A 17,876-nucleotide genomic window follows, 5' to 3' on the forward strand; every position below is an offset into this window, starting at 1 on the left:
GCGCTTTGTTTAGCCACGCTTTGTTTAGCCGCACTTCGACTAGCCGCACTTTGACCAGCCGCAGCCGGCGTAGCAGGTGGGGCAACCGTCCATCATGATCAGCTCGCCGCGACACTCGGGGCAGTGGCCAACCACCGCGGGGCCGGCGCCTTCACCTGCGCCATCCACGACGGGCTTGCCATCCAAGGGCTCGACCGCGCCGCTCGGGGTCTCGTCCTCGACCTCGGCGGGGAACCAGCCGTGACCGGAGGCCTGACGCCTGGCATAGCGGCTGACCAGTTCCTCTACCGGAATCTGGTTGCCGTCGATATCGAGGAAGCCGCGGCGATAGAGGATCTGCTGGATCGACCAGGCAATCGCGGCGACCTCGGAGTCGTGGAACATCGGCTTGTTCCAGCGGTTCATGCCGCAACGCACCAGGCCCTTGTCCCAGGCCACCTTGCGCAGATCGGCCACCGCCTGGGTGACGTAGCCGCCGCGGGCGGCCAACGACAGGCTGCGCATGGTGGCGGTGATCCACTGGTGTTCGCTGGACAGCTGACCGGAGGGAAAGAAGAACTCCACCGGGCGCTCGATGATCACGCGCTGTCCGTTCAGCACCCCTTCCACCGGCATAAAGGACACCAGCAGGTAGACCTTCTTGCGGCCTTCGGCGCCGACGTAGGAAATCTTCTCGGACACCGCCTCAAGCGTCCCCTCGGGGCGCGAGGGAATGCGCATGGTCAGCGGGTTTTCTTCGGGCAGAGGGGGCGGCACCGGGGCCGCAGGGGCCTCTTCGCTCTTGACCCGGTAGCCCACGATCTTGGATGTGATTTCGACAGCCATCAGCAGGCTCCTCCACAAAGATGATTCAGACGCGGTGCCCACAGGCGCCGGCCACCACGCAACGACCTTTCGCCCCGGGCGTTACCACTTGCCATAGGTCCCCTCCTTCAAGGCGTCGTAGAGGTTGGCGGCATTGTGCTCCTCGCCGTCGTAGATCACCGTCTCGTCGCCCTTGAGTTCGAGGGTCTCGCCGTTCTCCAGCTCGAACACGTAGGTGGTGTTCTTGAGGTCATCCTCGCGCACCAGCACGCCCTGGAAGGCCTCCGGATTGAAGCGGAAGGTGGTACAGCCCTTGAGGCGGCTCTGGTAGGCGTCCAGATACAGGTCCTTGAACGCCTCGAAGGCAAAGTCGGTGGGCACGTTGACCGTCTTGGAGATCGCCGAGTCGACCCAGGCCTGGGCGGCGGCCTGCACCGCCACGTGCTGCTTGGGTGTCACCGCATCGGCGGTGATGAAGTAATCCGGCAGGTCGCTCTCTACCGCCTCGGCGTGCATGAAGTGACGATAGGCGGCCAGCTCGAAGGACACCACCTCGACCTGCTCCTTGGTCTTCTTGCCCGCCTGGATGACGTTACGGAAGTAGCGATGAGAGAACGACGGCTCGATACCGTTGGAGGCATTATTGCCCAGCGACAGGCTGATGGTGCCAGTGGGGGCAATCGAGGAGTGATGGGTGAAGCGCGCCCCATGCTCGGCCAGCTGCGCCACCAGTTCAGGCTCGACCTCGGCGATCTTCTGCATATAGCGGCTGTAGCGGGCATGCAGGATGCGGCCTGGCACCTTGTCGCCGGCCTCGTAACCATCGCGGCTCAATTCTGGACGTTCACGCAGCATCCTGGGGGTCAGCTCGAACTCCTGTTCGAGAACCGGCGCCATGCCCTTCTCGCGGGACAGCTCCAGCGCCTGCTTCCAGCCCTCCACGGCCAACACCCGACTGACCTCCTCGGTAAAGACCAGCGATTCGGCGCTGCCATAGGGCATCTTGAGCATGGTCATGGTCGATCCCAGTCCCAGAAAGCCCATACCATGGCGGCGCTTGGCCTCGATCTCGCGACGCTGGCCGGACAGCGGCAGGCCGCTGATCTCGACCACGTTGTCGAGCATGCGGGTGAAAACGGCGACCACCTGTCGGTACTTGTCCCAGTCAAACCGCGGCGCCTCACCAAACGGGTCGATCACGAAGCGAGTCAGGTTGATCGAGCCCAGCAGGCAGGCCCCTTCCGGTGGCAACGGCTGCTCCCCACAGGGGTTGGTGGCGCGGATCTCTTCGCAGAACCAGTTGTTGTTCATGCGATTGACCTGGTCGATCAGGATGAAGCCAGGCTCGGCGTAGTCGTAGGTGGAACGCATGATGGTGTCCCACAGCTCGCGCGCCTTGATCACCTCGACCACGCGGCAGGCCACGCGCCCTTCGGCGTCCACCGTGTAGCCGTCCTCGATCAGCGGCCAGTCACGGTAGATCAGGTCCTTGTCCTCGATATCGCCCTTTTCGCCCGAGTGCAGGGGGAAGGCCAGCGGCCAGTCGGCGTCCTCTTTCACCGCCTCCATGAACTCGTCGGTGATCAGCAGGCTGAGGTTGAACTGGCGCAGTCGACCGGCTTCACGCTTGGCCTCGATAAACTCGCGAACATCGGGATGGCCAACGTCGAAGGTGCCCATCTGAGCGCCGCGGCGCCCCCCGGCGGAGGCCACGGTGAAACACATCTTGTCGTAGATATCCATGAACGCCAGGGGGCCATTGGTGCCGGCACCAGCACCGAACACGAAGGCTCCCTTGTGGCGCAGGGTGGAAAACTCGTAGCCGATGCCGCAGCCGGCCTTGAGGGTCATGCCGGCGTCCACCACGCTGTCGAGGATGTCGTGCATGGAGTCGCGGATGGTGCGGGACACGGTGCAGTTGATCAGGCTGACGGCGGGCTTGTAGCCCTCGGCGCCGGCGTTGGAGGTGATCCGGCCCGCCGGTACGGCACCGTTCTCCAAGGCCCAGCGAAACTTTGGCAACCAGGTGTCAGCGGCCTCGCCCTCTACAGCAGCCAGCGCCTTGGCCACGCGCTCCCAGGTGGCCTGGAGGTCGCTATCCACGGGCTGGCCGTGACGGTCCTTCAAGCGGTACTTGGCATCCCAGATATCATACGAGGGACCCTGCATGGGAACCTCCTGCGACAGGGCGGCGGCCTTGGCGGATGTGGTCATGAACACATGTCTCCGATGAAATTGCCGGCAAAGAAACGAGGTAACAAGGGCGTCGACGCGCGTTACGGCCAAGGTCGATCGCTCTACTAGATATAGTTAAATTTTTGGCCGGCGGCACAATATAAACGAAAAAACCGGACACGGAAGGCCCGGTTTTTAAATTGCCTTTGGCGCATAAACGGTCACGCCTGGACCGGCGAGGACCTGGCGGGGACGCCAACCGTCCGGCGCATCCTAGACGGTACGGGAGAAGCGCCCACTTTCCGCCACCAGGTAGGCGTCGAAGGCCATGGCCAGATTGCGCATCATCAGCCGGCCTGCCGGGCGCACCCTGAGTGCGTCCTGCTTGATCTCGATCAAGTCGTCCTCGCGCATCTCTTCCAGCTGGTTCAACGCCGCCGCGAAGTGCTGCTGAAAGTGGATACCATGACGATCTTCGAACTCGGCAAAGCGTACCTCGCCGTGGCACATCAGGGCAGTGATCAGCTCTGCGCGCAGCTGGTCCTCCGCGGTCAGTCGGTAACCACGCAGCACCGGCAGCCGCCCGGCCTCAAGGTGCTCGGCGTATTCGGCGGTGGTCTTGACGTTCTGGCTGTAGGCATCGCCCACCTTGCCGATGGACGTCACCCCCAGGCCGATCATGTCGCACTGGGCATGGGTCGAGTAGCCCTGGAAATTGCGCTGCAGGGTGCCATTCTCACGGGCCAGACTGAGCTCATCCTCGGGCAAGGCAAAATGATCCATGCCGATATAGACGTAGCCCGCCTGGGTCAGCCGCTCGATGGTCAGCTCGAGCAGTTCTAGTTTACGCCCAGGCGGCGGCATGTCCTCGTCACGGATCAGCCGCTGCGCCTTGAACAGCGACGGCAGGTGAGCATAGCTGTAGGCGGCGATACGATCGGGCCTGAGGGCCACCACCTTGGCCAGCGTGGTATCGAAGCTGTCGCGGGTCTGTAGCGGCAGCCCGTAGATCAGATCCACCGACACCGAGGCGAAGTCCGCCTCCCGGGCGGCATCCATCAGCGCCGCTACCTGGGCCTCGCTCTGCAGCCGATTCACCGCCTTCTGCACCAGGGGGTCGAAGTCCTGAATGCCGAAGCTCAACCGATTGAAGCCCATGGCCCGCAATTCATGTATCTGCTGGGGCGTTACCGTGCGCGGGTCCACTTCCAGCGAAAATTCACGACGGGACATTGGGGCGAAGGAAAAGTGTTGCGCCAGGCTGTCGATCAGCCCAGCCAACTGAGCGTTAGTCAGAAAGGTGGGGGTCCCTCCGCCCAGGTGCAGCTGAGCCAGTTCACGCTGGCCATCGAACAGTTCGGCCTGCAGGGCGATCTCGCGCTTGAGCAGGCCCAGATATTCGGCGGCACGCTCGCGATTGTGGGTAATGATCTTGGAGCAGGCGCAGTAGTAGCAGAGGCTTTCGCAGAAGGGCACGTGCACGTACACCGAGAGCGGCTTTGGCGTTCCTTGCTGGCTGCGTTGTACCGCCTGTCGGTAGTCATCGACACCGAAGCCCGCATGGAAATTTGGCGCGGTGGGGTAGGAAGTGTAGCGCGGGCCGGGGAGATCATACTTTTCGACCAGGCTGCGCTGAAACGGCAATACATCGGATGACATCGACAAGGCCTCTCATGACACGACCGCCCGACGGCGGCATCTGTCGGCATTGTCTCACGTCATCTCGGCTTGGCTCCGATAGACGAAGCCAGACATGATCTGCATCAAATCAGTACCAGGACGTCACCCTCAGGCAGGTCGGTCTCTGGTGCTAGCGCATGACGGTCGCCACCGCAATGATGCCTGTCTGATTCCCTTGATCCCCATCAAGCATAGTGCGTAGCGACTACCTCTCCCTAGCTAAAGTTGACCAGCGTCATAGGGTATTGTCGCTGAGCGCTCCAATACTCGAGAGTCCCAAGGGTTGCCGGCAGCTCTTGCTTGCCGACACAACGACCCCGGACAGACTCGGCTGGCGGCGTGGCATGCCTTGCCCACGCTGCCCGTCCGCAGACCCAATCCCGAGGAGCGCTCATCATGAAATGGTTCCCCCTGGCCGCGCTTGGCGCCGCCTGTCTGTTCAGCCTCGCTGCCCACGCCGCGGGCGACGCCGCCGCCGGTGAAACCAAGGTCGGGGCCTGCGCCGCCTGCCACGGCACCGATGGCAAGGCCACTGGCCCCATCTATCCCAACCTGGCAGGACAGAATGCGCCCTACCTGGAAGGCGCGCTGAAGGCCTACCGCGACGGCCAGCGCAGCGGCGGCATGTCCGCCATTATGGCCCCCCAGGCGGCTGCACTGTCCGATCAAGACATCGCCGATATTGCCGCCTACTACTCCTCACTGACGCCCTGACAACAGATCACGACGCTGCTAGGCCACCCAGCGAAGCGCCCCGTGGGCGCTTCGCGACAGGAGGTCATCCTATGGCCCATGCCCCTCGCCCACTGCCGGTCGGCCGCTCTCGCCCAGGGAGTTCGACGACCCTAGCGCTGGCCGCGCTCGCGCTGGTGCTACTGGCGCTCTGTCTGTGCCTGCCCGCCCAAGCGGTCGAGTTCGACCAATACCCAGGGGAGCTCGGCAGCGCCAAGGCGGATCTCTCCCTGATGCAGGACACCTTTCCCGGTATCGACCGCAGCGAGCCCGTGCCGGGCCTTTCATGGCCGGTCAATGCCCTCTACCGCGGCGATGAACTGCTCGGCTATGCCTTCGAGAGCGCCGAGGTCGCCCCCATCCCGGCCTACTCGGGCAAGCCGGTCAATCTGCTGATCGCCATCGATCCCAGCGCCAGCCTGCGTCTGGCCAAGGTGCTCGACCACTCCGAACCGATCATGCTGGTGGGTATTCCTGGCGAGAAGCTCGATACCTTCGCCAGCCAGCACCAGGGCGCCTCGGTGGAGACCCGGCTGGAGGTGGGCGAGGATGTCGACGCCATCTCCGGCGCCACCGTGACCGTCATCGTGGTCAATGACACCATCATGCGTTCGGCTCGCCAGGTCGCTGCCGCCCTGGGACTGATCGCAGACCCCGCCGCGCGGCCGATTGCCAGCGTTCGTAACGATATCTTCGCCCCCGCTGACTGGTCGGCACTGCTCGCCCAAGGGGCCCTGGGCCACCTGATGCTGACCCAGGGCGAGGTCGACGACGCCTTTATCGGCACCCCCGCCGAACACTACCTGAGCGGCCAGCGGCCCCCTCGGGGCGCTACCTTTATCGATCTCTACCTGGCCTACCTCAATGCCCCCACCATCGGCCGCAATTTACTAGGCGAGCGCGGCTACGACAGCTTGATGGAGAGCCTCGCCCCGGGCGAGCACGCCATTGCCCTGCTCGCCGATGGCAGCTTTTCCTACAAGGGATCGGGCTATGTGCGCGGCGGTATCTTCGACCGCATAGAGCTGGTCCAGGGCAACGCCTCCATCAGCTTCCACGACCACGACCAGCGGAGACTGGCGCAGCTGGCCATCGACGCTGCGCCGACCTTCAGCGAACGCGACATCTTCATCGTGCGCGAGGGGGCTCACTTCGATCCAGGCGAACCCTGGCAGCTCAATCTGCTGGTCCGTCGCGCCTCGGGCCCACTGACCCAGGAGTTCACCCGCTTTCACCTGGAGCACCGCCTTCCGGAAGCCTTTATCGAGCGGCCCGAGCCGGTGGACCCCACTCCCCTGTGGCTAGAGATGTGGCAGCAGAAGCGCCTTGAACTGACCGGCCTGGGCGTGGGACTGCTGATACTGTCATTGATTCTGACCTTCCAGAACGCCCTGGCCCGCCGACCACAGCTGCTACGCCCACTGCGCAAGGCCTTTCTGCTCTATACCCTGGTCTACATCGGCTGGGTCTGTCTGGCCCAGCTGTCGGTGGTCAACGTGCTGACGCTGACCCACGCACTGATGCACGGTTTCCACTGGTCGGCATTCTTGATCGACCCGTTGATGTTCGTGCTGTGGGTGTTCGTGGCAGCCACCCTGGTGCTGTGGGGGCGCAGCGTGTTCTGCGGCTGGCTATGTCCCTTCGGCGCCCTGCAGGATCTGGTCAATCAGCTGGCGCGTCACTTCAAGGTTCCCCAGGTCACCCTGCCGTTCTCCGTTCATCAGCGCCTGTGGGTCATCAAGTACCTGATCCTGTTTGGCCTGGTCGGGGTGTCCTTCTACGACCTGGCACAAGCAGAGCGACTGGCCGAGGTGGAGCCGTTCAAGACCGCCATTACGCTGCATTTTCTGCGTGACTGGGGCTATGTGCTCTACGCCGTGGCCCTGGTGACCGCCTCGCTATTCATGCACAAGGCCTACTGTCGCTACGTCTGCCCGCTAGGAGCAAGCCTCGCCATCGCCGGGCGCATCCGCCTGTTCGACTGGCTGAGGCGCCACCGAGGCCAGTGCGGCACCCCCTGCCAGATCTGTGCCAACGACTGCGAACTGGTGGCGATCTATCCCGACGGCCGTATCGAGCCCTCGGAGTGCCACTACTGCCTGGACTGCCAGATCACCTTCGACGACGACCGTCGCTGCCCGCCTCAAGTCAAGCGCCGCAAGCGCCTGGAACGGGATGGAGCAACCGCGCGCGCCAGCGGAAGTGACGCAGAGACCCGCGGCTCAAGCCAGGATGGCGACCCGCGGCGTATACCTTGCCTTGAGGAGAACTGAAGTGAGTGACGATTCCCGCAGTATCCAGAATCTGGCCCGCCGTCATTTCCTGCGCAACAGCGCGGTCACTGGCGTCGCCGGCGCAGGCCTTGCCAGTGGTATGGTCGGAGGTGTCGGCACCGGCGCCCTGCTGGCCAGCTCCAGGGCACGCGCCAGTGAAGGCAATGGTGAGGTCGCCCCGGGACAGCTCGACGAGTACTACGGCTTCTGGAGTGGCGGACACTCCGGCGAGGTCCGAGTGCTGGGCATTCCCTCCATGCGTGAGCTGATGCGCATTCCCGTCTTCAACACCGAAAGTGCCACCGGATGGGGCATCACCAACGAGTCACGTCACATCCTCGGTGACTCTGCACGCTTCCACAACGGTGACGCCCACCACCCCCATGCCTCCCTTACCGACGGTCGCTACGATGGCAAGTATCTGTTCATCAACGACAAGGCCAATACTCGGGTGGCACGGATCCGCCTTGATGTGATGAAGACGGACAAGATCACGACCATTCCCAATGTCCAGGCGATCCATGGCCTGCGCCTGCAGAAGGTCCCTTATACCAAGTACGTCTTCGCCAACGCCGAGTTTCCGATTCCCCAGATCAACGATGGTCGCGACCTGGAGAATCCCGAGAACTACTACACCATGTTCAATGCGATTGACGCCGAGACCATGGAAGTGGCCTGGCAGGTGATCGTCGATGGCAACCTGGACAATACCGACGCCGACTATACCGGACGCTTCGTCGCCTCCACCTGCTACAACTCCGAGAAGGGCATCACCCTGGCCGACAGTATGCGCGCCGAGCGGGACTGGGTCGTGGTGTACGACGTCGAGGCCATCGAGGCAGCCGTCGAAAAAGGCCAGTTCGAGACCCTGGGCGACTCCCCCGTGCCAGTGCTGGACGGCCGCCATGGCTCGCCACTGACGCGCTATATCCCGGTGCCCAAGAACCCCCACGGCCTCAACACCTCACCCGATGGCAAGTACTTCATCGCCAACGGCAAGCTGTCGCCAACGGTATCGATCATCGCGATCGACAAGCTGCCAGCCCTGTTCGATGACGAGATAGAGCCAAGAGACACCGTGGTGGCTGAGCCCGAGCTGGGCCTGGGGCCGCTACACACCACCTTCGATGGCCGTGGCTTCGCCTACACTACGCTGTTCATCGACAGCCAGGTCGCCAAGTGGAACATCGAGGAGGCGATCCGCGCCTACAACGGCGAGGACATCAACTACATCCACCAGAAGCTCGACGTTCACTACCAGCCGGGGCATAACCATGCGAGCCTGTGTGAAACCCGGGAAGCGGATGGCAAGTGGCTGGTAGTGCTGTGCAAGTTCTCCAAGGACCGCTTCCTGCCGGTGGGCCCGCTGCACCCGGAAAACGACCAGCTGATCGATATCTCTGGCGACACCATGAAGCTGGTGCATGACGGCCCGACCTACTGCGAGCCCCATGACGCCATCATGCTGCGCGCCGACCAGCTCAACCCCATCCAGGTCTGGGACCGACAGGACCCATTCTGGGCACCAACCCGGGCCATGGCTGAGGCGGATGGCATCACCCTGGAAACCGACAACAAGGTGATACGCGACGGCAACCAGGTACGCGTCTACATGACTTCGGTGGCTCCTCAATACGGCATCACCGAATTCAAGGTGAAGCAGGGTGATGAGGTCACGGTGGTGATCACCAACCTGGACACGGTGGAAGACCTGACCCACGGCTTCTGTATGGTCAATCACGGGGTGTCCATGGAGATCGGGCCGCAGCAGACCGCTAGCGTTACCTTCACCGCAGACCGTGCCGGCGTTCACTGGTACTACTGCAACTGGTTCTGCCACGCGATGCACATGGAAATGTTCGGTCGCATGCTGGTGGAGAAAGCCTGACGACGTGCCATGCCGGGCGCTGACTGCGCCCGGCATGGGCGCAGGCGCCACTCAATGATTCTCCCATCCTGCTCTTTCTCTTTTTGTCGCAGTACGGTGGCCGGCCTGGTGCTGGCGCTTCTCTGCGGCTTGACCACATCGTCGTCACTGGCCGCCACCCTTCAGGTCACCCCGGAGGTGGCCCTGCAACGCTGGATAGATCAGGCGGCTCCCGGCGACACCCTGATGCTGACACCAGGCCACTACCGAGGCCCGGTGGTCATCGACAAGCCGCTCACCCTGAACGCCACCGATGAGGCCGCGACCCTCGATGGCAACGGCAGCGGCACCGCGCTGACATTGAGCGCACCACACATCCGGATAACGGGCTTGACCATCACCCGCTGGGGCGATGACCTCACCGCGATGGACGCCGGCGTTCACGTGGAAAAGAACGCCCAGGGAGCCATCATCGCGCGCTGTCGGCTCGAGGGTCCCGGCTTTGGTATCTGGCTCGACGGCGTCGAGGATGCCCAGGTACTCGACAATCGAATTCGCGGCGATATCCGGCTGCGTTCCCAGGATCGCGGCAACGGGGTCCACCTGTTCAACGTGCGCCGGGCCCGCGTCGCGGGCAACGATATCCGCCAGGTGCGTGATGGCGTCTACATCGATACCAGCAGCGACAGCGTCATCGCCGACAACCGGCTCGAGGACCTGCGCTACGGCGTCCACTACATGTATGCCCACGACAATACCGTGACCAACAACCTGACCCGCCACACCCGCACCGGCTATGCCCTGATGCAGTCCCGGGGGCTGACGGTGACCGGCAATCGCTCCGTTGAGGATCGCAACTACGGCATCCTGATGAACAACATCACCGAAAGCCGGGTCATCGACAACGACATCTTCCAGGTGCGCCAACCCCGTGATGCCAACGACCAGGGGCAGGTCAGTGGTGGCGATGGCAAGGCCATCTTTGTCTACAACGCCCAGTTCAACGAGATCCGTGGCAACCGGCTCCAGGACAGCGATATTGGCCTGCACCTCACCGCAGGCTCCGAAGACAACCTCATCAGTGGCAACGCCTTTATCCATAATCGACGCCAGGTGAAATATGTTGCCACACGCCAGCAGGAATGGTCCGAGCACGGTGGCGGCAACTACTGGAGCGACTACCTGGGTTGGGACCTGGACGAAAACGGGGTGGGTGACGCGGCGTACCAGCCCAACGATGCCATGGACCTGCTGTTGTGGCGCCACCCTCAGGCCCGGGTGCTGATGATGAGTCCCACCGTGCTCGCTCTGCGCTGGGTGCAGCGCGCCCTCCCGGTGTTCCGCCCTCCTGGCATCACGGATAGCGCCCCGCTGATGTCACCTCCCAGACCTCCACTCGCCAACAGAAGGCCCTCATCATCATGACCTTCGCCATCCACTTTGACGATGTCAGCCTCGAACACAACGGCACCAAGCGACTGTCCCACCTCAGTTTCGAGGTGGCCCACGGCGAAGTGCTGGGGCTTCTCGGCCACAATGGCGCCGGCAAGACCACCAGCATGAAGCTGATGCTGGGACTCCTGGCACCGACGTCCGGTACCCTCCAGGTGCTGGGATATCGTGCCGACCGTCTGGATGACCCCGATTTCCGTCGGCGCCTTGGCTATCTGCCCGAAAACGTTCGCTTCTACCCCCATTTAAGCGGACGCGAAACGCTCGCCTACCTGGCCAGGCTCAAGGGCCAAGCTACCCACGGAGTACAGGATCTCCTGGACCAGGTGGGCCTCGGTCATGCTGCCGACCGGCGCCTTGCTACCTGGTCCAAGGGCATGCGCCAGCGCCTGGGGCTGGCCCAGGCATTGCTGGGAGAACCCCAGCTACTGCTGCTCGATGAGCCCACCAGTGGCCTTGACCCTGCCGCCACCGAGGCCGTCTACGAGACCATCGCCACGCTAAAGTCGCGCGGTGCAACCATCGTCTTGTCCTCCCACCTACTGCCCGGGGTGGAGCCGGTCATCGATCGTGCGCTGATTCTCGGCGAGGGGCGAAGCCTTGCCTGTGACCATCTCGATAGACTGCGACAGCAGTTCGCTCTGCCCTATGTCATCGAGGTATCTGGTCCATCTGAAGAGCTCGGCCTTGATCTGACAAGAGAGGGTATCTCGGCCCGCACCAACCTTTTGCCGGGTGGACGACTCAGGCTTGAGGTCTCTCCAGAGCAGCGCCTTGAGGCGCTGCGACTGTGCATCGCCCATCCAGCACTCAAGGATCTGGATATCCGTCCCCCAAGCCTTGAAGCGCTCTACCGCCACGTCCAGTCAGCAGCTGCGCCCGAGGCGATGCCCTGCAGTCCCCATCGGTCCACTCTGTTGAAGGAGCCAAGCTGATGCAGCCCCTGATGATCATTGCCTGCAAAGAGTTTCGGGATGGCCTGCGCCATCGCTGGGTATTGGGCATCGCGGTACTGCTGGGCGTGCTGGCCATGGGTATCGCGGCCTTCGGCGCCGCCGCCAGCGGCGGACTCGGCTTCACCGAGCTGCCCACCACGCTGATCAGTCTGTCGACACTGGCGATGCTGCTGATTCCCCTGATCGCCCTACTGCTGGCCTATGACGCCATCGTCGGCGAGGACGAGGGCGGCACCCTGCTGCTGCTGGCCACCTATCCCATCTCCAGGCACACCTGGCTACTGGGCAAGTACCTGGGCCATGCCTGGGTGTTGGGTCTGGCTACCACCATCGGCTTTGCTGTGGCGGGAATCGTGATTGCCATTGGCACGCCCCAGGCAGCCTTGATGGACACCCTCCTGGGCCTGGCCACCCTGATTGCCTCAAGCCTGCTGATGGGCTGGTCATTCCTGGCCATGGCCTACTGGATCAGCGCGGGAGCAAGCAGCAAGCAGACCGCCGCTGCTCAGGTGCTTGTCGCCTGGTTTCTGTTTGTGCTGGTGCTGGATCTTGCCCTGCTCGCACTGCTGGTGATGGTGCGTCAGGGAGGTAGTTGGCTGCCCTGGCTGATGCTGGCCAATCCCGCCGAATGCTTCCGCCTACTCGTACTCGCCACATTGGATGCTACCCATACCGCTGACCTGCCAGCACTGGAGGGCGTTGCCACGCGCTCACCCGCGGTGCTGGTCAGCGTGTTGATCGCTTGGATCGTTGTCCCGCTGAGCCTTGCGGCGCGGCGCTTCGCGAAGCGTTCTCTCTAGTTCCAGTGACCTGCCGTACCGGCGACGGTCTTGGCGAACTTCTGTACCTCTTGGCATCAGCACATCCGGGGTGAGCAGCCCCGCCCCCTTACCTTTCACGGAGCAGTTTCTCTATGCCTATTTCACCGCCTATCCGACATATGATCGCCTGCATTGTGTTCATCGCACTAAGTGCCTGTAGCGATAGCCAGAACAGCTCCACTGCCGGCCCGGTTCCCATCGGGCAAGACGATATCTGTCACGTCTGCGGGATGGTCATGACGGACGTCCCCGGCCCCAAGGGCGAACTGTCCTTCCAAGGGGAATCGTCACCGCTCAAGTTCTGCTCGGTATCGGAAATGATGATCTTTCTCCAACAGCCAGAGAACGCTGATCGACGCGCTACAGCCTGGGTGCATGATATGGGCTCAGGCGATTGGCTGCGGCCGGAAAGCCACACCTTTATCGATGCTCAGTCCGCTTGGTATGTCAGTGGTCACTCACGTCGGGGAGGCATGGGTCATGCCCTTGCCAGCTTTGCAGAAAGGAATGACGCGGTCCGTTTTCAGCAGCGCTATGGGGGATCGCTAGTGCGCTTTTCAGAGCTCTGACTTGAGTGCTTACATGACATCCAAATCAGCAAAAAACATGACAACTACCTCTACGGAGGTATTGAAACTAGCTCAATGCGATCATTCAAATTCATTAGTGCATGTTTTAAGCTTTTATAGAAAAGTTCCATGCTACATTCAAATTATGATGAGGAAACATTAGTCTCCATAAGGGTGAGATTTATCCTTAACATAAGGTAATTGATATAGGTCACGTGCTGTAGGATTTTTCATACGTTTATGCGCTTTAATGCTCCATACCTGCGTTAGTATTGCCCTCCCCTGATAGAGTCGAACCCGATAAAGATCTTCCTCTATCGCTTTCTAACTGCCGCCCTCGGGCGCCGGGACACGACCCATGCACCTCACACGTTTTACTGACTACTCTCTTCGCGTTCTCATGTATCTGGCAGAATCAGGTAATGAGCGCACTACCATCGCCGAAATTGCCTCGCGCTTTGAGGTATCGCGCAACCATCTGATGAAGGTCGTCCAGGAGCTCAGCCGTCTAGGCTATGTGTCTGCAGTGAGAGGCAAGCACGGTGGGCTATCGCTCAAGCGTACCCCTGCCAGCATCCACCTGGGCACCTTGGTAAAGGACACGGAGCACAGCCTGGCCTTGGTGGAGTGCGATGGGGACGACAGCGCCTGCTATATGGCACCGATTTGTCGCTTCAAGCAGATCGCCAACGAGGCCTTGGCAGCGTTTCTGGAAGTGCTCGACCGCTACACGCTGGATGATCTGATGACCTCCGACTGCCGCCAGCGCCTGCACACTCTGAAACTGATCTCGCTGACAGCGGAAGCCGAAAGCGCCTGATCGGGACCGGCTAAGGCCGGGACAGCGACGCCCGTGAGTGCTAGCCTCCTGAGCTCTGTCTCAAGCACTGCCAGGAGCTGTCATGCCGCTTTTGCTGTCCCATGCCTTTTGCGTTCACCGGGGTATTCGCCGTGGTGCCAGTCGTCTGCTTGGCATGGCGATCCTGGTAGGCGCGCTGACCAGCTCCCAAGCCGTATTCGCCACCAGCTTCAATGTCGCCGACGGACAACGTCACCAACGTTGGCAGTCGCTGACTGCCTCTCTGGGTGGGGAGCGACATGTACGCGCCCTCGAAGACACCAGCTACAGCGATACGCTGCTCAGCATCAATGCCACGGCAGGGCACTGCGCCACCCATTGGCTTGAGCTGAGAAGCCGCCTGGGGGAACGTCAGTCGCGCAGTGAAGTGGTCAACCGCGTGCCCGTCGATATTCTGGTGGATGAGCAGACCGCCCAGACCGGGACGGCAGTGCTCTCTACGCAGCGGGGCGATGACGGTCTGTATGTCCACGTCGAAGATCTGGACATGCCGCTGCTGGAGTCACGCCTGAGCACCGGCAGTACGTTGCATCTCCGGCTGCGCATGACCGAGAAGGAAAGTGACTATTGGTTTCTCAGTTTCTCACTGGCAGGCGCCGATGAGGCGCTGTCGCGCTTGAACCGGTTGTGCACTCAGGAGGCCGGCGACTCCTCCGACTCGCCCTCTATCTCGCCATGACGACCTAGCCTGTACGATCTAGCCAGGACGATACCCTTCGGCGGACTCGGTCTCTGCCATGGGTCCTCTGCTGGTCTCACCCATCAACCACTGCTGGGCGAACTCTTCGCTGCTCAGTGGACGTGACAGCAGGTAACCCTGGCCATGGTCGCACCCCAGCTCGCGCAGGGCCTTTAGCTGAGCAGCGGTCTCGATGCCTTCGGCGACCACGGTCAATCCCAACTGCCGTGCCATGGCGATGATGGTCGCCACAATGGCGTGATCGTTACTGTCCGTCAGCATATCGCTGACAAAGGACATGTCGATCTTGACCGCCTCCACCGCAAAACGCTTCAGGTAGGCAAGGGACGAATAGCCGGTGCCGAAGTCATCGATAGACAGCGAGAAGCCTCGCTGGCGGAGATCGTCGGTGATTCGCACGGCTTGCTCAGGGTCCTTCATGAAGCCGCTCTCCGTGATCTCAAGCCCAAGCTGTTGCGGCGAGATCCCATAGCGACTGGCAATGTCGGTCAACTGCTTGGCCAGGTCTGGGTCCTCAAACTGTGCGGCAGCCAAATTGACGTGCAGGCGATGCGGCAAGCGCGTCAGCGAAGCATCCTGCCACTCTTTCAGCTGGCGACAGGCGCGCTCCATCACCCAGCTGCCCAAGGCCTCGATCATGCCACGCTCTTCGGCGATCGTGACGAACTCTGACGGGCTCACCCAACCCAGCTCGGCATCGAACCAGCGGCACAACACCTCGGCCCCAACGAGAGCCCCACTACCCAACGCCACGCAGGGCTGAAAACACAGTTCCAGCCGCTCTCCGGCCAGCGCATCATCGAGGCGCGCAGCCAGCACCAGGCGACGACGCAGGTCACGACCCATTTCCGGCGCGTAGAAACGGTAACCGCTGCGGCTTTCCTTGGCGTGATACATGGCAATATCGGTGTGTTTCAGCAGCTCTCTGGGCCCATCCCCATCCTCTGGGAAGAAGGCAACGCCGATACTCACCTCCACGTTGAAGCGATGACGGTCATGCACCACCGGAGCATTCAGCGCACTGAGCAGACGCCCCACGACCTGAGCCGTGCCGATTTCGTCAGCCCGCTCGACCATGACCACGAACTCATCGCCGCCCAGGCGAGCGAGGGTTCCCTGCTTGCCCAGGCAGGCGCTGAACCGTGCAGCCACTTCCTTGAGTACCTGGTCACCTACATCGTGGCCCTGACTGTCGTTGATTTCCTTGAACCGGTTGAGGTCCAGAAACATCAGCGCGACCCGGTATTGCTCGGTGCGCGCCAGGGCGATGGCACTCTGCAGACACTCCATGAAGTTAGCGCGGTTGGGCAATCCGGTACCGGGGTCAAAGAACGCCAGTCGGCGGATATGGGCGTCGCTGCGTCGCCGCTCCAGCTCCGCCGACGCGCCTGCGGCGAAGATGCGCAACAGGTGCGACACGGGCTCTGGGTCGTGCAAAGGCTCACGAAACAGCACGAATAATGTGCCAATGGCATCCCCGCTGGCGTCTTCCAGGCGGCGCCCTACGTAGGCCTCCACACGGAACCCGATCATCTCCTGGGCACGTGGGTAGCGGTCGCTTACCCCTCGCGCAATCACGTGCTCCAGATCACGAAAGGCATCGTCGCAAGGCAAGCCTTCAAAGCAGTAGTGAAACGGTGCCACCGGCTGACCATCCACCAATCCAGCCAACAAGGTAGCCTGTAGCGGGACACTTTCTTCCACCCGGGACACAAAGACACCGTCTGCTCCCAGAGCCTTGGCCAGCCGACGCACAAACTGAGAAAAAAAGGCGTCATCACTGCGGGCCGTGACCACTTCCGCCATATCCAGCACCGCCTGCTGTGTATGGCGTTGATGCTGGTGCGCACGCATGGCCTGCAGCCCAAACGACAGATTGCCCGCCAGCTCCCTCAATAGCGCCAGCTCACCGTCGCTGGCGCGATAGGGCGTGTCCATCAACAGCACCATCACCCCCCGGCGCCCACTCCCCAGATGCAGCGGCAAGGCGATTTCAGCCCTCACCCCGAAGCGCTGGACCCAGTTGGGGCGGTCTTCCATGTCGGCGTAATCGGCCACCAGGTGCTCCACGTCCTCACGAAGGGCTCTCCCGCTCGGCCCCTGTCCGTGGAGTCCGTCAGCATCCCAGCTGAAGCTGGCATGGCGCAGCAGCTCATCGGCACCGCCGGCACTGGCCAGCGGCAGAATACGATAGTCGGGTGCGTCCTGGGCCAACCCTGCCCAGGCATAGCGATAGCTCCCCTGATCAACAGCCAGTCGACAGACCTCTTCAAGTACGGCCATTTCGTCCGTCAACCGGATCACGGCACGGTTGACCAGACGCAGCAGTGTCAGGGCGCGATGGGTTCGCTGCAGCTGACGGTTGGTGGCTTCCAGTTGAATCGCGGTAGATGCCAGCTTGCGCTCGGTGCGTTGATGGGAGAGTTCAGCGCCGCAGCGGGCACCGGCAATTCGCAGCACCTCCTCCACCAGATGTTGCTGGCGCAGAGGATGGCGGTACAGCGCCACCAGCACCCCGTGCAACTCTCCATCCGGCCCATGCATGGGAACGCCGGAGTAGGCCTGGGCCTTGAACTCACGCAACCATTGGTCGTCGGGAAAGGCGTGACAGACGTCTTCGGTGTAGCTGCAGGCGCCACTGACCATGGCACCATGGCAGGGAGTCCCCGCCGACACGTATTCGATATTCGGCAGGCATTCACCATCCACATACAACACCAGCGTGCGCAGCCTCGTGCCGTCCCCGACGGGTACCGCCACCACCAGTGCATCTGCGTTAAGAATCACCGCCAGGCGTTCTACCAGGTGAACAAAGAAGTCTCCCCCCACTTCGCGAGAGAGGCTGTCGGCAAGGCGCTGAAAGGCTCGGCGGGCGTCCATCTTCATCGGCTGAGCGACCCATCCCTGAATCAGGCATTCGATGTATCGAGAATAGCTGAATTGGGGCAGACATCGCAGTGGGGGTTTCCACGCTAAGGGCCACGCTGA

The 17,876-nt window shown here is 62.2% G+C and carries 13 protein-coding genes; 9 read left to right on the top strand and 4 right to left on the bottom strand.

Annotation, left to right across the window (positions count from 1 at the left end; genetic code table 11):
* Positions 1-39: 39 nt before the first annotated feature.
* From KUV41_RS05275 to hemN, 3 genes are all read right to left on the bottom strand, one after another.
* Entirely contained in the window at positions 40-825 is a 786-nt protein-coding gene (locus KUV41_RS05275; RefSeq protein WP_222484742.1) for a ribonucleoside-diphosphate reductase, read from the bottom strand.
* An 81-nt stretch (positions 826-906) separates the two neighbouring features.
* Positions 907-3,018: an adenosylcobalamin-dependent ribonucleoside-diphosphate reductase gene (locus KUV41_RS05280; protein WP_222484743.1), complete on the bottom strand. Its 2,112-nt coding sequence runs from the start codon at positions 3,016-3,018 to the stop codon at positions 907-909.
* 234 nt (positions 3,019-3,252) lie between these two features.
* The gene (hemN, locus tag KUV41_RS05285; protein WP_222484862.1) at positions 3,253-4,638 is read right to left on the bottom strand and encodes an oxygen-independent coproporphyrinogen III oxidase; all 1,386 of its coding nucleotides are present in this window, start codon (positions 4,636-4,638) and stop codon (positions 3,253-3,255) included.
* Between the two features lie 417 nt (positions 4,639-5,055).
* Between hemN and KUV41_RS05290 the strand changes: the two genes are divergently transcribed.
* From KUV41_RS05290 to KUV41_RS05330, 9 genes are all read left to right on the top strand, one after another.
* Positions 5,056-5,373 (top strand): c-type cytochrome, encoded by a 318-nt coding sequence (locus tag KUV41_RS05290; RefSeq protein WP_222162405.1) that lies wholly within the window; start codon positions 5,056-5,058, stop codon positions 5,371-5,373.
* Positions 5,374-5,444: 71 nt separating this feature from the next.
* Positions 5,445-7,664 carry a NosR/NirI family protein gene (locus KUV41_RS05295; protein ID WP_261395920.1) on the top strand — a complete coding sequence of 740 codons (2,220 nt, stop codon included), beginning with the start codon at positions 5,445-5,447 and terminating at the stop codon, positions 7,662-7,664.
* A complete protein-coding gene (gene nosZ / locus KUV41_RS05300; RefSeq protein WP_222484757.1) occupies positions 7,624-9,552 on the top strand; it encodes a TAT-dependent nitrous-oxide reductase in 1,929 nt (642 codons plus the stop codon). The genes KUV41_RS05295 and nosZ overlap by 41 nt, the downstream gene beginning before the upstream one ends.
* A gap of 54 nt (positions 9,553-9,606) precedes the next feature.
* Positions 9,607-10,956: a nitrous oxide reductase family maturation protein NosD gene (locus KUV41_RS05305; protein ID WP_222484759.1), complete on the top strand. Its 1,350-nt coding sequence runs from the start codon at positions 9,607-9,609 to the stop codon at positions 10,954-10,956.
* Positions 10,953-11,918 carry an ABC transporter ATP-binding protein gene (locus KUV41_RS05310; RefSeq protein ID WP_222484762.1) on the top strand — a complete coding sequence of 322 codons (966 nt, stop codon included), beginning with the start codon at positions 10,953-10,955 and terminating at the stop codon, positions 11,916-11,918. The genes KUV41_RS05305 and KUV41_RS05310 overlap by 4 nt, the downstream gene beginning before the upstream one ends.
* Complete coding sequence (locus tag KUV41_RS05315) at positions 11,918-12,739, top strand: ABC transporter permease (protein WP_222484764.1); 822 nt, start codon at positions 11,918-11,920, stop codon at positions 12,737-12,739. Before KUV41_RS05310 ends, KUV41_RS05315 begins: the two co-directional genes overlap by 1 nt.
* Positions 12,740-12,879: 140 nt before the next feature.
* Positions 12,880-13,329: a nitrous oxide reductase accessory protein NosL gene (locus tag KUV41_RS05320; RefSeq protein ID WP_261395927.1), complete on the top strand. Its 450-nt coding sequence runs from the start codon at positions 12,880-12,882 to the stop codon at positions 13,327-13,329.
* A 358-nt stretch (positions 13,330-13,687) separates the two neighbouring features.
* Entirely contained in the window at positions 13,688-14,149 is a 462-nt protein-coding gene (locus KUV41_RS05325; protein WP_222484045.1) for an Rrf2 family transcriptional regulator, read from the top strand.
* 82 nt (positions 14,150-14,231) lie between these two features.
* Complete coding sequence (locus KUV41_RS05330) at positions 14,232-14,867, top strand: hypothetical protein (protein ID WP_261395921.1); 636 nt, start codon at positions 14,232-14,234, stop codon at positions 14,865-14,867.
* An 18-nt stretch (positions 14,868-14,885) separates the two neighbouring features.
* Here the strand turns inward: KUV41_RS05330 and KUV41_RS05335 are convergent, their stop codons facing one another.
* Positions 14,886-17,774, bottom strand: a complete 2,889-nt coding sequence (locus KUV41_RS05335; RefSeq protein WP_222484774.1) for an EAL domain-containing protein — start codon at positions 17,772-17,774, stop codon at positions 14,886-14,888.
* Positions 17,775-17,876: the final 102 nt, after the last annotated feature.

Origin of the sequence: Halomonas sp. DP8Y7-1 (assembly GCF_019801685.1) — a bacterium.
In the GTDB taxonomy this organism is placed as follows: Bacteria; Pseudomonadota; Gammaproteobacteria; order Pseudomonadales; family Halomonadaceae; genus Halomonas; species Halomonas litopenaei_A.

What these genes read in the sequence shown, in the direction of transcription:
- KUV41_RS05275 (WP_222484742.1), bottom strand. Translation starts at nt 825, where the DNA reads ATGGCTGTCGAAATCACATCCAAGATCGTGGGCTACCGGGTCAAGAGC.
- KUV41_RS05280 (WP_222484743.1), bottom strand. Translation starts at nt 3,018, where the DNA reads ATGACCACATCCGCCAAGGCCGCCGCCCTGTCGCAGGAGGTTCCCATG.
- hemN (WP_222484862.1), bottom strand. Translation starts at nt 4,638, where the DNA reads ATGTCATCCGATGTATTGCCGTTTCAGCGCAGCCTGGTCGAAAAGTAT.
- KUV41_RS05290 (WP_222162405.1), top strand. Translation starts at nt 5,056, where the DNA reads ATGAAATGGTTCCCCCTGGCCGCGCTTGGCGCCGCCTGTCTGTTCAGC.
- KUV41_RS05295 (WP_261395920.1), top strand. Translation starts at nt 5,445, where the DNA reads ATGGCCCATGCCCCTCGCCCACTGCCGGTCGGCCGCTCTCGCCCAGGG.
- nosZ (WP_222484757.1), top strand. Translation starts at nt 7,624, where the DNA reads ATGGCGACCCGCGGCGTATACCTTGCCTTGAGGAGAACTGAAGTGAGT.
- KUV41_RS05305 (WP_222484759.1), top strand. Translation starts at nt 9,607, where the DNA reads ATGATTCTCCCATCCTGCTCTTTCTCTTTTTGTCGCAGTACGGTGGCC.
- KUV41_RS05310 (WP_222484762.1), top strand. Translation starts at nt 10,953, where the DNA reads ATGACCTTCGCCATCCACTTTGACGATGTCAGCCTCGAACACAACGGC.
- KUV41_RS05315 (WP_222484764.1), top strand. Translation starts at nt 11,918, where the DNA reads ATGCAGCCCCTGATGATCATTGCCTGCAAAGAGTTTCGGGATGGCCTG.
- KUV41_RS05320 (WP_261395927.1), top strand. Translation starts at nt 12,880, where the DNA reads ATGATCGCCTGCATTGTGTTCATCGCACTAAGTGCCTGTAGCGATAGC.
- KUV41_RS05325 (WP_222484045.1), top strand. Translation starts at nt 13,688, where the DNA reads ATGCACCTCACACGTTTTACTGACTACTCTCTTCGCGTTCTCATGTAT.
- KUV41_RS05330 (WP_261395921.1), top strand. Translation starts at nt 14,232, where the DNA reads ATGCCGCTTTTGCTGTCCCATGCCTTTTGCGTTCACCGGGGTATTCGC.
- KUV41_RS05335 (WP_222484774.1), bottom strand. Translation starts at nt 17,774, where the DNA reads ATGAAGATGGACGCCCGCCGAGCCTTTCAGCGCCTTGCCGACAGCCTC.